The sequence below is a fragment of the Roseateles sp. GW821-FHT03B02 genome, assembly GCF_059421025.1.
Genome location: NZ_JBWKUV010000001.1, coordinates 889437 through 902291, shown reverse-complemented (window position 1 = coordinate 902291; position 12855 = coordinate 889437). Strand labels below are relative to the sequence as shown.

At 71.0% G+C, this 12855-nt stretch carries 15 protein-coding genes; 6 read left to right on the top strand and 9 right to left on the bottom strand.

The window, feature by feature from the left end; all coding sequences use genetic code 11:
- Nucleotide 1: 1 nt before the first annotated feature.
- The 3 genes from rpe to AC07VX_RS03990 are packed head-to-tail and all read right to left on the bottom strand — an operon-like array spanning nucleotide 2 to nucleotide 2066.
- Entirely contained in the window at nucleotides 2-691 is a 690-nt protein-coding gene (gene rpe / locus AC07VX_RS04000; RefSeq protein WP_493162995.1) for a ribulose-phosphate 3-epimerase, read from the bottom strand.
- Nucleotides 692-702: 11 nt separating this feature from the next.
- Entirely contained in the window at nucleotides 703-1317 is a 615-nt protein-coding gene (locus tag AC07VX_RS03995; protein ID WP_493162996.1) for a DNA-3-methyladenine glycosylase I, read from the bottom strand.
- A complete protein-coding gene (locus tag AC07VX_RS03990) occupies nucleotides 1314-2066 on the bottom strand; it encodes a substrate-binding periplasmic protein (RefSeq protein WP_493162997.1) in 753 nt (250 codons plus the stop codon). Before AC07VX_RS03990 ends, AC07VX_RS03995 begins: the two co-directional genes overlap by 4 nt.
- Before the next feature lie 64 nt (nucleotides 2067-2130).
- Here AC07VX_RS03990 and apaG point away from each other — a divergent pair, with 64 nt between their 5' ends.
- The 3 genes from apaG (at nucleotide 2131) to mltA (ending at nucleotide 5678) form a co-directional block, all read left to right on the top strand.
- Nucleotides 2131-2505, top strand: a complete 375-nt coding sequence (gene apaG / locus AC07VX_RS03985) for a Co2+/Mg2+ efflux facilitator ApaG/CorD (protein ID WP_493162998.1) — start codon at nucleotides 2131-2133, stop codon at nucleotides 2503-2505.
- A complete protein-coding gene (gene tlpB / locus AC07VX_RS03980) occupies nucleotides 2502-4472 on the top strand; it encodes a transporter-like protein TlpB (RefSeq protein WP_493162999.1) in 1971 nt (656 codons plus the stop codon). The genes apaG and tlpB overlap by 4 nt, the downstream gene beginning before the upstream one ends.
- Before the next feature lie 207 nt (nucleotides 4473-4679).
- Nucleotides 4680-5678, top strand: a complete 999-nt coding sequence (gene mltA, locus AC07VX_RS03975) for a murein transglycosylase A (protein ID WP_493163000.1) — start codon at nucleotides 4680-4682, stop codon at nucleotides 5676-5678.
- Here the strand turns inward: mltA and AC07VX_RS03970 are convergent.
- Nucleotides 5662-5943, bottom strand: coding sequence for a DUF427 domain-containing protein (locus AC07VX_RS03970; RefSeq protein WP_493163001.1), 282 nt, complete (start codon nucleotides 5941-5943; stop codon nucleotides 5662-5664). The genes mltA and AC07VX_RS03970 overlap by 17 nt on opposite strands.
- A gap of 26 nt (nucleotides 5944-5969) precedes the next feature.
- On the opposite strand from AC07VX_RS03970, the gene AC07VX_RS03965 reads away from it, so the two are divergent.
- Nucleotides 5970-6206 carry a hypothetical protein gene (locus AC07VX_RS03965; RefSeq protein ID WP_493163002.1) on the top strand — a complete coding sequence of 79 codons (237 nt, stop codon included), beginning with the start codon at nucleotides 5970-5972 and terminating at the stop codon, nucleotides 6204-6206.
- 10 nt (nucleotides 6207-6216) lie between these two features.
- Nucleotides 6217-6690 carry a DUF4431 domain-containing protein gene (locus tag AC07VX_RS03960; RefSeq protein WP_493163003.1) on the top strand — a complete coding sequence of 158 codons (474 nt, stop codon included), beginning with the start codon at nucleotides 6217-6219 and terminating at the stop codon, nucleotides 6688-6690.
- A gap of 8 nt (nucleotides 6691-6698) precedes the next feature.
- Here the strand turns inward: AC07VX_RS03960 and AC07VX_RS03955 are convergent, their stop codons facing one another.
- The 4 genes from AC07VX_RS03955 to AC07VX_RS03940 all read right to left on the bottom strand — a co-directional run bounded on the left by AC07VX_RS03955 (nucleotide 6699) and on the right by AC07VX_RS03940 (nucleotide 11168).
- Nucleotides 6699-8411 carry an NAD(P)/FAD-dependent oxidoreductase gene (locus tag AC07VX_RS03955; protein ID WP_493163004.1) on the bottom strand — a complete coding sequence of 571 codons (1713 nt, stop codon included), beginning with the start codon at nucleotides 8409-8411 and terminating at the stop codon, nucleotides 6699-6701.
- Nucleotides 8412-8496: 85 nt separating this feature from the next.
- Entirely contained in the window at nucleotides 8497-8661 is a 165-nt protein-coding gene (locus AC07VX_RS03950) for a hypothetical protein (RefSeq protein ID WP_493163005.1), read from the bottom strand.
- A gap of 57 nt (nucleotides 8662-8718) precedes the next feature.
- Nucleotides 8719-10803: a putative bifunctional diguanylate cyclase/phosphodiesterase gene (locus AC07VX_RS03945; RefSeq protein ID WP_493163006.1), complete on the bottom strand. Its 2085-nt coding sequence runs from the start codon at nucleotides 10801-10803 to the stop codon at nucleotides 8719-8721.
- Nucleotides 10800-11168: a methylglyoxal synthase gene (locus AC07VX_RS03940; RefSeq protein ID WP_493163007.1), complete on the bottom strand. Its 369-nt coding sequence runs from the start codon at nucleotides 11166-11168 to the stop codon at nucleotides 10800-10802. Before AC07VX_RS03940 ends, AC07VX_RS03945 begins: the two co-directional genes overlap by 4 nt.
- 191 nt (nucleotides 11169-11359) lie before the next feature.
- Here AC07VX_RS03940 and AC07VX_RS03935 point away from each other — a divergent pair, with 191 nt between their 5' ends.
- On the top strand, nucleotides 11360-12163 hold the full coding sequence (locus AC07VX_RS03935) for an isocitrate lyase/PEP mutase family protein (protein ID WP_493163008.1): 804 nt from the start codon (nucleotides 11360-11362) through the stop codon (nucleotides 12161-12163).
- Here AC07VX_RS03935 and AC07VX_RS03930 read toward each other — a convergent pair.
- Nucleotides 12154-12780, bottom strand: coding sequence for a hypothetical protein (locus tag AC07VX_RS03930; protein ID WP_493163009.1), 627 nt, complete (start codon nucleotides 12778-12780; stop codon nucleotides 12154-12156). The genes AC07VX_RS03935 and AC07VX_RS03930 overlap by 10 nt on opposite strands.
- Nucleotides 12781-12855: the final 75 nt, after the last annotated feature.

Genomic DNA, 12855 nt, shown 5'->3' with positions numbered 1-12855 from the left:
CTCAGACTTTCGAAAGCTCGGCCCGCATCGCGTCGATGACGGCCTTGTAGTCCGGCTTGCCGAAGATGGCCGAGCCGGCGACGAAGGTGTCGGCGCCCGCCGCGGCGATCTCGCGGATGTTGTCCACCTTCACGCCGCCGTCGATCTCCAGGCGGATGTCGCGCCCGGAGGCGTCGATGATCTCGCGCACCTTCTTCAGTTTTTGCAGCGCGCTCGGGATGAAGCTCTGGCCGCCGAAGCCCGGGTTCACGCTCATCAGCATGATGAGGTCCACCTTGTCGATCACCCACTCCAGCACGTCCAGCGGCGTGGCCGGGTTGAACACCAGGCCGGCCTGCTTGCCTTCGCCCTTGATGAGCTGCAGCGTGCGGTCCACGTGGGTGCTGGCGTCGGGGTGGAAGGTCACGATGTCGGCGCCGGCGCGGCAGAAGGCCTGGGCGAGGCTGTCGACGGGCTGCACCATCAGGTGCACGTCCAGGATGGCCGGCGTGCCGTCGGGCTTCACCGCGTGCTTGCGCAGCGCCTCGCAGATCATGGGCCCGAACGTCAGGTTGGGCACGTAATGGTTGTCCATCACGTCGAAGTGGATCCAGTCGGCGCCGGCGGTCAGCACGTTCTTCACTTCATCGCCCAGGCGGGCGAAGTCGGCGGACAGGAGGCTGGGGGCGATGCGGTAGTCAGGGGCGGCCATGGGCCGGGATTCTAGGTTCCCGGTCTCTCGAAGCTGTCGCGCGCTTTCTGGGCTTCCTTCCAGTGGTGGCAGCCGGGCTGGTGGTCATTGATGAGGCCCATGGCCTGCATCAGCGCATGCATGGTGGTCGGGCCGACGAATTTCCAGCCGCGCTTCTTCAGGTCCTTGGACAGGGCCTCGGAGGGCGCCGATTGCGACAGGTTGTGCGCCACCGAGTTCCTGGGTGGCTCGAAGCGCCAGAGGTAGGCGGCCAGGGAACCGGTCTCGGCCACGAGATCGACGCAGCGGCCCGCGTTGTGGATGGCCGCCTCGATCTTGCCGCGGTGGCGCACGATGCCCGCATCCAGCAGCAGGCGGATCACGTCCTGCTCGCCGAAGCGCGCGACCCGGTGGTAGTCGAAGCCCGCGAAGGCCGCGCGGAAGGCGTCGCGCTTGTTCAGGATGGTCCGCCACGACAGGCCGCTCTGGAAGCCTTCCAGGCAGAGCTTCTCGAACAGGCGGAACTCGTCGGCCACGGGCCGGCCCCATTCCTCGTCGTGGTAGCGCAGGTAGAGCGCGTCGCCGGGCGCGGCGGCGCACCAGGCGCAGCGCGGCCGGCCGTCGGGGGGGAGGTACAGGGGCTTCAACGGTATTTCTCGGCCAGCTGGCGCAGAGAGCCATCGCGCTCCAGGCGGCGCAGGGCGTCGGTCAGGCGCTCGACGACGGTTGACGGCAGGTCGGCGCGCACGGCGAGGTACTGAAACTCGTCCTGGAAGGAGGCCCGACCCAGCCGCACCTTGTCGGCCAGCCGCGTGTCGCGGATGTGGCGCAGCAGGTTGATGTCCTGGCCGTAGATCGCGTCGGTGCGGCCCAGCGTCAGCATCTGCAGCGCCTCGCGCTCCGAGCCGACCTCGGCGACATTGACGCCTGCCGTGTCCAGCTTGCGCACCAGCACCGTGCCACGCGCGACGAGCACCGGCTTGACCTGGCTCAGCGTGGCCAGGTCCAGCAAGCTGTCGACGGGCCGCATGTCGTCCACCCGCTGCACGATCACATGGCGCACGCCGTAGAGGGGCACCGGCACATATCGCCATTGCCGCTCGCGTTCCGGCGAGCGCAGCAGGCAGAAGAACGCGTCCACCTGGCCATCCGCCAGCAGGCGCTCGACGCGGCGCAGCGGCACCTGCTGGTCCAGCCCGCTGAAACGCAGGCCGGGGTCCACGCGCTCGACGGCGCGCAGCACCTCCATGCAGAGGCCGGGCTTGTGCGGCCCGCCGTCGGGGTCGTACTTGACGATGGAGCTCGCCTGCTGGACGGTACGCAGGGACAGCTCTTGCGCGTGGCCGCTCAGCGCCGCGAGCAGGCCGATCAGCCCGCAGGCGGCGCGCCTCAGCATTTGGGATCACGCGGTGCAGGGGACATGCGTGGAGCATAGCGCCCGACACCGGCAGAATGCGCTGATGGCCAACCCTCGTTTCAGTTGCACCGTTGCGGTCCAGGCCCTGCCCGAGCAGACCCATCTCGAGCAGGGGCTCTACGCCTTCAGCTACACCGTGACCATCGAGAACACCGGCGACGTGCTGTCCCAGCTCATAGGCCGGCACTGGGAGATCACCGACGCCCGCGGCCAGGTGCAGGTCGTCGACGGCCTGGCCGTCGTCGGCCACCAGCCGGTGCTGGCGCCGGGACAGAGCTTCCAGTACAGCTCCTGGGCCCAGATCGGCACGCCGCAGGGCACGATGCGCGGACGCTTCCTGTGCGTGACCGAGGCCTGCGAGGTCTTCCACACCGAGGTCGCCGAGTTCCTGCTCGCCGACAGCGCCTCCCTCCATTGACCTGGGACCTCACCGCCCTGCTGAACGCGGCCGATCCGCAGGCGGCGCTCGCCGAGCGCAACCTCTGGCTGGTGCGCCTGCTCGAATGGCTGCGCCACGCGCCGCGCGAGGAGGCAGCCGCCGGCACGCCGCGGCCCCTCGTGCGGCTCAAGCACCTGCTCAACGTGCTGGAGCGCCACCCCGAGCACGCCTGGGCCTTCGCCAACGTCATCGGCGGGGTGTGGAACGACGTCGACGCGGTCGCGCTGTTTGCCGAGGTGGGCTTTGCGCCGCGCATGGCGCTGTGGCACGAGTTCCTGGGCCGCCTGCGCCGCCGCCTGCTGCCGGGCACGACCGACACGCGCGATCTCGCCGAGCTCTTCGAGCTGCTGTTCGGCAGCTACGGCCGGGACAGCGACGAGCATTGGATCGCCGCCATCGACGACGAGCTGCTGGGCCGGCTGAGCCTGTTGTTCGCCGCCACGCCGGACGACGGCTGGCGCGTCGAGGCGCGGGCGGCCATCACCGTGCTCGTCAGCCATGTGCACGCGGCCGGGCTGGCCGGGCCGCTGCGGGTGCGCATGGACAGCCAGCTCGTGCAGGACCGGCCCTTCCACCAGCTGCCCGCGGCCTGGGAGGCCGTCGAGCGCGCGCTGGCCAGCGGCGATGACGCCGCCCTCGCGCCGGCCACGCCCTATCTGCGCGCGCTGCTGGACCGCTGCCGCGCCGCCGCGCTCACGGTGCCCGAGCATCTCGAAGCCCATGGCGTGTCGGTGGACCTGATGTTCTCCGTCGAGCAGCTCACCGCGCGGCTGGACCGCATCGAGGCCCTGCTGGCCTGCCTGTTGTCGCACGAGCCGCAGCGCGAGCTGCTGCGCCTGGTAGCGGGCCTGGTGCGCGTGGTGCACGAGCGGCGCAGCCTGCGCACGCTGTTCGCGCGCCACTACTCGTTGCTGGCGCGCAAGGTGGCCGAGCGCAGCGCCGAGACGGGCGAGCACTACATCACCCGCAGCGGCGACGAGTACCGCGACATGCTCAGGCGCGCGGCCGGCGGCGGCGCCGTGATCGCCGGCACCACGCTGCTGAAGTTCCTCATCGCGCTGCTGGGCTTCACCGCCTTCTGGGGTGGTTTCTGGGCCGGCGTGAACTACGCGGCCAGCTTCGTCCTCATCCATCTGCTGCACTGGACGGTGGCCACCAAGCAGCCCGCGATGACGGCACCGGCCATGGCCGAAAAGCTGCGGCACATCGACCGCGACGACGGGCTGGAGGGCTTTGTCGACGAGGTGACCCACCTCGTGCGCTCGCAGGCCGCCGGCATCATCGGCAACCTCGCGCTGGCCGCGCCGCTGGTGCTGGCCGTGCAGGGCCTGTGCTGGCTGGCCTTCGGCGCGCCGCTGGTGGGCGAGAAGGACGCGCTCTACGTGCTGAAGTCGCTCAGCCTGTTCGGCCCGTCGCTGCTGTTCGCGGCCTTCACCGGCACGCTGCTGTTCGCGTCCAGCCTCATCGCCGGCTGGGTGGAGAACTGGTTCGTCTTTCACCGGCTGGACAGCGCCATCGCCTGGAACCCGCGCATCGTCGCCACGCTGGGCCGGGCACGGGCGCAGCGCTGGGCGCGCTGGTGGCGGGCCAACATCTCCGGGCTGACCGCCAACACCAGCCTGGGGTTGATGCTGGGCCTGGTGCCCGCGCTGGGCGGCTTCTTCGGTCTGGGGCTGGAGGTGCGGCATGTGACGCTGTCCACCGGCCAGCTCGCGGCGGCCGTGGGTGCGCTCGGCGTCGGCGTCATGGCGACCTGGGCCTTCTGGTCCTGCGTGCTGTGCATCGCCGGCATCGGCATGCTCAACGTCGGCGTCAGCTTCTTCTGTGCCTTCAAGGTCGCGATGCGCTCGCGGGGCGTCCGCCTGGCCGACCGCCGCCGCGTCTACGCGGCCATCCGCGCGCGGCTGCGGCGCGCGCCCTTGAGTTTCCTGCTGCCGCCGAGCTAGTCGTCGCGGCGCTCGCCCTTGTTGCGGCCGGCGAACATGGTCCACCAGATGATGAAGACGAAGATCAGCAGCGCACCGAGGGCTTCGAGGGCAAGGAGCAGCATGGGGTGGTGGGCGCGTGGAGTGTTGGCGGCGATTCTAGGAAGCCTGGCCGCCTGCTCATCGCCGCCGCTGCAGCCCGAGCCCCCGGCGCCCGTCGCTCCCGCCTTGCCCAAGCCCGCCCCCGCCGCGCAGCGCTGGGTGGCGGCCGACTGGAAGGATCTGCCGGGCTGGGGCGGTGACGACCTGCTGGCTGCCTGGCCGGCCCTGCTCGCCGGCTGCCAGCGCCCCATGCCCGGCTGGGCCGAGTTTTGCGCCCGCGCCGCGCTGCAGTCGCCCGCCGATGCGATGGAAGCCGCGCTGCTGCTGATGAAGCACCTGCGCCCCTGGCGGCTGGCCGCCGACAACGGCGAGGCCACCGGCCTGCTGACCGGCTATTTCGAGCCCCAGCTCGCGGCCAGCCGCACGCGCCAGGGCGCCTTCCAATGGCCGCTGCACGCGCTGCCGGGCGACCCCACGCTGCGCCGCACGCCGCGCCGCGACATCGAGGCCAATCCGCGCTTCGCGATGCTGGAGCTGGCCTACGTTGACGACGCCTTCGGCCTGCTGCAACTGCAGATCCAGGGCTCCGGCCGCCTCGTCGTGCGCGATGCGACGGGCGCCGAGCGCATCAGCCGCGTCGCCTGGGCCGGCCACAACGACCAGCCCTTCCAGTCCGTCGCGCGCGCGCTGCTGGACCGTGGTGAGGTGGCCGACGCGACGCCCCGCACGCTGAGCGAGTGGGCGCGCCGCAACCCGGCCAAGGTGCGCGACGCGCTGGCCGTGAACCCGCGCGTCGTCTACTTCCGCGAGGAGGCCCTGCCCGATGCGAGCCTGGGCCCGCGCGGCGCCCAGGGCGTGCCGCTGACGCCGGGCCGCTCGGTGGCCATCGACCGCAGCTTCATCGCGCTGGGCACGCCGCTGTGGCTGGACAGCACCGAGCCGCTGTCCACCACGCCGCTGCGCCGCCTCGTGCTGGCCCAGGACACCGGCAGTGCCATCCAGGGCGCGGTGCGGGCCGACCTGTTCTGGGGCTGGGGCGAGACCGCGGCGCAGCAGGCCGGGCGCACCAAGCAGGGCCTGCGGCTGTGGGCGCTGTGGCCCGAAGGGGTCACTCCGAAACCTTGACGCCCTTCCAGAAAGCGTAGCGGCCCTTGATCTCCGCGGCCGCGGGCAGCGGGTCGGGGTAGTACCAGACCGCGTCCGTGTTCATCTCGCCATTCACCAGAAGGCTCAGGTACTTGGCCTCGCCCTTCCAGGCGCAGCGGCTGACATGGTTGCTGAAGGTCGTGTACTGCCGGTTCAGCGACTCGGCCGGGAAGTAGTGATTGCCTTCGACGACAACGGTGTCGTCGCTCTCGGCCAGGGTGATGCCGTTCCAGACTGCCTTCATGGCGGGTCTCCTTGAAAATGGGTCGGATGAAACGCTACCACTCCCACCTTGGGCGCGACATCGTCGTCACCGGCGGCAGCGCCCGGGATCTCGCGCCGGGCCAGTTCGGCGTGCTCGCCATCGACGGCGGCGCGGGCGGCTGGTCCGTCGTTCACAAGGGGCCGGACGGCGAGGTGGTGGAGCTCAACAACGAGATGCACTTCGAGCTGCCAGAGGACGCGCTGGCGTTTGCGAAGGAGCTGATCGGGATGATGGCGTCCTAGACTCGTGTCCATGCGCCTCTTCGCAACCCGGCCCGCATGCACGTCGCCCTGTTCGCACGGCGGCGAGACCCGAAGGGTTGGCAGGGTGCTCGGCCTGCTGCCCGCCATGCTGCTGTGCATGGGAATGCCAGTGCAAGCGCAGTGCCTGGGCTATGGCTCGACGGTCCATCTGGTCGGCAAGGTGGTGAAGCGCAGCTTCTTCGGACCACCTGGGTACGGCGAGAACCCGAAGACGGACAGCCGAGAAACACAGGCCATCCTCGTGCTTGATCGCGCGGTTTGCGTGATCCAAGGCGAGGCGCCTGGCGACGAGGCTGAGTCAGCTCAGCGGGAATTGACGTTGGTGCCTGGCGAGGGTGTGTCGCTCCGCCCGCTGCCAGCGCGGCGGGTCGTGATCCGTGGCGAACTCTTCCGTGCCTTGACGGCGCACCACCACACGAAGCTGCTGATTCACGTTGCCGGTATCAAGGTCGTCGGGCGTTGACCCCGACCTCACACCTGCCCACCCGCCTTGGACCCCTTGCCCTGCAGCACCGCCGCGTCCGGCATGTCCAGCAAGTCAGCCGCCAGCGCCTCGGCTGCTTCGATGCCGTCCACGCCTGCGCTCATGATGCCGCCCGCGTACCCGGCACCCTCGCCGGCCGGGAACAGCCCGCGCACGTTGACGCTCTGGTAGTCGCGCCCGCGGTTGATGCGCAGCGGGGATGACGTGCGCGTCTCCACGCCGGTCAGCACCGCGTCCGCGCGGTCGAAGCCGCGGATCTGGCGGGCGAAGGCGGGCAGGGCCTCGCGGATGGCTTCCAGCGCGTAGGTCGGCAGCGATCCGCGGCCTTTTTCCTGCAGGTTGGTTAGCGTGACGCCGGGCTTGTAGCTGGGCGCGACGTCGCCGAAGGCCTTGCTGACCTGGCGCTTGACGAAGTCGCCCACCAGCGAGCCCGGCGCCAGGTAGCCGCCGCCGCCCAGCTCATAGGCGCGGCTTTCCCAGATGCGCTGGAAGGCCATACCGTCCAGCGGGTTCACGGGGCTGCCGTCGCGCTTGCCGTCCTGGCGGTAGTCCTCGGGCGTCAGCCCCACGACGATGCCGGCGTTGGCGTTGCGTTCGTTGCGCGAGTACTGGCTCATGCCGTTGGTGACGACGCGGTTCTCCTCGCTGGTGGCCGCCACCACGGTGCCGCCGGGGCACATGCAGAAGCTGTAGACGGCGCGGCCGTTCTTGGCGTGGTGCACCAGCTTGTAGTCGGCCGCGCCGAGGATGGGGTTGCCGGCATTCGGGCCGAAGCGGGCGGCGTCGATCAGCGACTGCGGGTGCTCGATGCGGTAGCCGATGGAGAAGGGCTTGGCCTCCATCTGCACGCCGCGGGCGTGCAGCATCTGGAAGGTGTCGCGGGCGCTGTGGCCGAGGGCGATGACGACGTGGGTCGTGCTGATCTGCTCGCCGGACTCCAGCTGCACGCCGCGAACATGCTTCCCATCGGCACCGTCCTCGATGAGCAGGTCGGTCATCTTCTGCTGGAAGCGGATCTCGCCGCCCAGGGCCTCGATCTCGGCTCGCATCTTGATGATCATGCTGACCAGGCGGAAGGTGCCGATGTGGGGCTTGCTGACGAAGAGGATCTCCTCCGGCGCGCCGGCCTTGACGAACTCGGTCAGCACCTTGCGGGTGAGGTGGCGCGGGTCGGAAATCTGGGAGTAGAGCTTGCCGTCGGAGAAGGTACCGGCGCCGCCCTCGCCGAACTGCACGTTGCTCTCGGGGTTCAGCTTCTGCTCGCGCCACAGGCCCCAGGTGTCCTGCGTGCGCTCGCGCACGGACTTGCCGCGCTCCAGCACGATGGGCTTCAAGCCCATCTGCGCCAGGATCAGCGCGGCGAACAGGCCGCAGGGGCCGAAGCCGACGACGACCGGGCGCGGGCCGGTGTATTCGCCGACCTGGGCGAGGAAGTGATAGCCGGTGTCGGGGGTGGGGCGGATCTGGTGGTCGCCGGCGAAGCGGGCCAGCACGGCGGCTTCGTCCGCGCCTTCAGCCAGCGTGCAGTCCAGCGTGTAGACGAGCTGGATGTCGCTGCGCTTGCGCGCGTCGTAGCCGCGGCGGAAGACGTGGACGGCGGCCAGCTCGGCGTCGGCCAGCTTCAGGCGGGCCAGCACGGCGGGGCGCAGCGCGTCTTCGGCGTGGTTCAGCGGCAGGCGAAGTTCGGTGATGCGGATCATGTTCTTTGGTCAGTTTCTAGCCGACAAAAACAAACAGGCCCTCAAAGGGCCTGTGTGCGAGATCGTTGGGCGATGCGCCCGTCGATCAACCCGAATGCGGGCGCTTGCCCGGGTTCTTCTTGGAGCGGGTGTGCGAGCCGCGCTCCAGGCTGCGCTTCTGGCCGCGGCCGGCGGTGAAGGTCACGCCCTTGGGTGCGGCGGGACGGGGGGTGGCGCGGGCGGCCGCTTCGGTGATGATCTTGTTGCCCATGAATGGCTCCAGTGAAACTAGCCCACAGCAGGGGCAAAACGACGAAAGGCGCGGATTTTAGCTTGCTCGGCCCAGCCAGGTCTCGAAATCCGGCAAGTCCATCGGCCGGGCGAGCAGAAAGCCCTGGACGAGGTCGCAGCCGCAGGCGGTGATGCAGGCCAGTTCGGCCTCGTTCTCCACGCCCTCGGCCGTCACCGTCAGGCCCAGGCCCTGGCCCACGCCGACGATGGACTTCAGCAGGGCCTGGCGGCGCGGGTCACGGTCCACGTCCTGCACGAAGCTGCGGTCGATCTTGAGCTCGTCCACCGGCAGGTGCTGCAGATAGGCGAGGGACGACTGGCCGGTGCCGAAGTCGTCGATGGCCAGCTTCACGCCCCAGCTCTTGAGCGCATGCAGCACGGCGATGGGGTCGGCGCCGCTGGCCATCAGCCCGGTCTCGGTCACCTCCAGCTGCAGCTGACTGGGGTCGACGCGGTACTCGGCCAGCAGCGCGGCCAGGCGGGCCGGCAGGCCCTGGTCCTGCAGGTCCAGCGTCGAGATGTTGACGGCGATGGACAGCGGCGAGCGGCCGGCCTTTTCCCAGGCGGCCAGCGTGCGCACGGCGCGGGCCAGCATCCAGTCGGTGATCTGGCGGATGCGGCCGCTGCGCTCGGCGAACGGGATGAAGTCGCCCGGCGGCAGCCAGCCGCGCTGCGGGTGCTGCCAGCGCACCAGGGCCTCGGCGCCCGTGATGCGGCCGGTCCGCAGGCAGCGCTTGGGCTGCAGGAACTGGCGCAGCTGGTCCTGCTGGATGGCGGTGGCCAGGTCGGACAGCAGGCTCAGGTGCAGGGCCCGCGCCGCTTCCGCGCCGGGGTTGAAGACGGCCACGGCCTGGCGCAGGCGCTTGGCCTCGAACATGGCCTGCTCGGCCCGGCGCAGCAGGGCCTCGGTGTCGGCTGCGTGCTCGGGCCAGTGGGCCACGCCCAGGGATACCGACAGGTCCAGCGACTGGCCCTGCCAGGAGAGCTTGTGCTCGACTTCCTCGCGCAGCTGGGTGGCCAGCGCCGTGCCATGCTCCAGGCGCAGCACCGGGGCCAGGGCGGCGAAGGTGCCGCCAGCCAGGCGGCCGTAGGCGGCCACGCCCTCGAACAGAGTCTGAAGCTTGGCCGCCGCGCCCTTGAGCAGCGCGTCGCCGGCGTCGAAGCCGAGCACGCCGTTGACGGCCTTGAGCCGGTCCACGTCGATGCAGATCAGCACGGCCAGGCGCTCGCCCTCGGGCAGGCTGGCCAGCAGCCGGTCGCCGTCGGCGATGAAGCGGGCGCGCTGGGGCAGGCCGGTCAGCAGGTCGATGTCGGCCAGGCGGCGCAGCTCGGCCTCGCGCTCGCCGACCGCCGCGGCCATGGTGTTCATCGCCCCGGCCATGTGGCCCAGCTCGTCGTCGGAGTCGACGGCGATGCGATGACCGTACTGGCCCTGGGCGATCAGCTCGGCGCCGCCCTCGGCGCGCTTGAGCGGGTTGACGATGGAGCGCGTGACACCCACGGCCAGCCCGGCGCCGGCCACCAGCGCGCCGATGCACAGGGCCAGCACGCCGGTGCGGTCGGCGTCGATCTGGTCGCGCAGCTCGCGGGCCTGTGCCGTGCCGACGCGCTCCTCGCTGGACGCCAGCTGGTGAATGGCGCTGACGAAGAGGGACAGGGCGGATTCCGTGTCGCTGCCCAGCTGGGCGCGCGCGGCCTGGAAGTCGTCACGCTCGATGAGGTCGCGCGCGACGATGTAGCTGGCGCGGTACTCGGCCAGGCGCTGGCGCACCTCGGCCAGGCGCTCGCTGCGCGGGCCCGCGGGCAGCACCAGGGCCAGGCGCTGCATGGCGTCGTCGAGCCGGCCGTTGGCCGAAGCGATCTCGGGGTAAGCGGCCACGCGCAGCTCGGCGTCGGGGCTCATCAGCACCAGCAGCTTGCGCGCCGCGGCCTCGGCGTTGCGGTTGATCTCGTTGACCGAGTCGCGGATGACGGCCTGGTCGTCGACGATGCGGTTCAGTGCGTCGGACAGCCCCGTCAGCCGGTAGGCCGACAGGGCGGCCAGGCCCAGCAGCAGAAGAAGAAGAAGCCCGAAAGCCAGACCCAGGCGGGTGCGGATGCGCAGCCGCCTCGCAAACCTCATTCGACGCTCCAGCGCGTCAGCAGCAGCCGGGCGGTGGCGACGTTGGTGGCGCAGGGCACGTCGTGCACATCGCAGGCGCGCACGAGGGCGTTGATGTCGGGTTCGTGGGGCTGGGGGGTCATGGGGTCGCGCAAGAAGATGACGCCGTCCAGGTCGCCCATGGCCAGGCGCGCGCCGATCTGCAGGTCGCCGCCCATCGGGCCGCTCAGCATGCGCTCGACAGTGAGGCCATGGGCCGCGTGCAGCCGGGTGCCCGTCGTGCCGGTGGCCATTAGCTGGCAGCGGCGCAGCAGCGGCAGGAATTCGGCCGCCAGGGCAATCATGGCGTCCTTCTTGCCGTCGTGGGCGATCAGTGCGAGTTTCATCGTGGGCAGGGCGTTGCGGTCCGCAAAGGATTGACGTTACACGCAAGGCGCTGTCATAAACGCTGCCAGACTGGGCACATTGACACATTGCCGGTCGCTGTTACCCGGATGTACCTGCGCGCCCCTGCTGCCAGGGGCTGGCAGTGGCGGCGGGCAGCATCGTGAACTCCATCCGCCAACCTCGCAGCCCCATGAACTTCCGCCAGCTCCACCAAGGCCCCGAACTCCTGAAGATCGCCAACGTCTGGGACGCCGGCAGCGCCGTCCTTGTGCAGGCCCTGGGCGTGCCGGCCCTGGCCACCACCAGTGCCGGCCTGGCCTGGGCGCTGGGCTATGCCGACGGCAACCAGCTGCCCGTCGCCGAGCATGCCGCGGCCCTGCGGCGCATCGCCCGCGTGGCCCGCGTTCCGCTCAGCGCGGACAGCGAGGCCGGCTACAGCGACGACCCGGCCACGGTGGCCGACAACGTGATGCGCCTCGTCGAGTCCGGCGTGGCGGGCATCAACCTGGAGGACGGCGCCGGCGCGCCGGCCCTGCTGGCGCGCAAGATCGAGGCCATCAAGGCCGCGACGGCGCGGGCCGGCGTGGACCTGTTCGTCAACGCGCGCTGCGACGTCTGGCTGAAGAACCTGGCGCCCGGCCGTGCGGCCGACGAGGTGTTGCTGCGCGCCCGAGACTACGCGGCGGCCGGGGCCGACGGCCTGTTCGCGGCCGGCGTCACGGCGGTGGCCGACATCCAGGCCCTGGTGGCGGGCCAGCCGCTGCCACTGAACGTGATGGCCCGGCCGGCGCTGCCCGGCCTGGACGAACTTCAGCGCCTGGGCGTGCGCCGCATCAGTGCCGGCAGCGCCATCGCCGAGGCCGCCTGGGGGCGGGCGCAGCGCGCGGCGGCGGGCTTCCTGGCGCAGGGCGGCGGGGCCGAGCTGTTCGACGGCGCGGCGCCGTATCCGCAGATCAACGGGGCGCTGAGCGCCGCCAACCCGGCTCAGGGCTGAATCGAGACGCGCAACTGCAGCTCGCGTTCGGGCTGGCCGGCGGCGTCGCTGCTGCTGATCGTGCCCTTCTGTGCCGGTGCCGGCGCCGCTCCTGCGCCGCTGCGCGCGACGGTCTGCCAGCGCTCCAGCGGCAGGTCCAGCGTGGACTGGAACTCGCTGCCGTCCTCCTCCACGCTGAAGGCGACGCGCACCGGCGCCCGGCCACCGGGCCAGGTGGGCGTGACGGTGAAGCTGTGCGAGACCTGGCGCTCGCGCGGCTGCGGCCTGGCGTAAATGCCGCGCACGGTGCCCTTGGGGTCGAGCTCGGCGATGGCGTCCAGCCATTGCAGCGGTTCGCGCGTCGTCAGCCGGACGCTGGCGCGCTGGCCGTTGAGCACCTGCAGGCGCTGGGCCGGCTGGACGGGCGGCGCGGCCGTGGACGTGACGACGCCGGGGCCGCGCGGCGACACCGCACCGGCGGTGCCGACGACGACGGCGCCGTCGCGCACGCCGGCCTGGGCGGCGGGCGGCAGGTGGCTGTCCACCCAGCGCAGCTCGACGAGCAGCGTCACGGCCGGCGGTGCGGCAACGGCGGGCAAGGCCAGCAGGCTCAGCAGGAGCAGGGGGCGGCGCTTCATGCACGTGAGCTTATGCCCTAGCGCTCAAGACGCGCCAGGGTCTTCGGCAGCCGTCGGACAGCGCGCAGGCGCTGT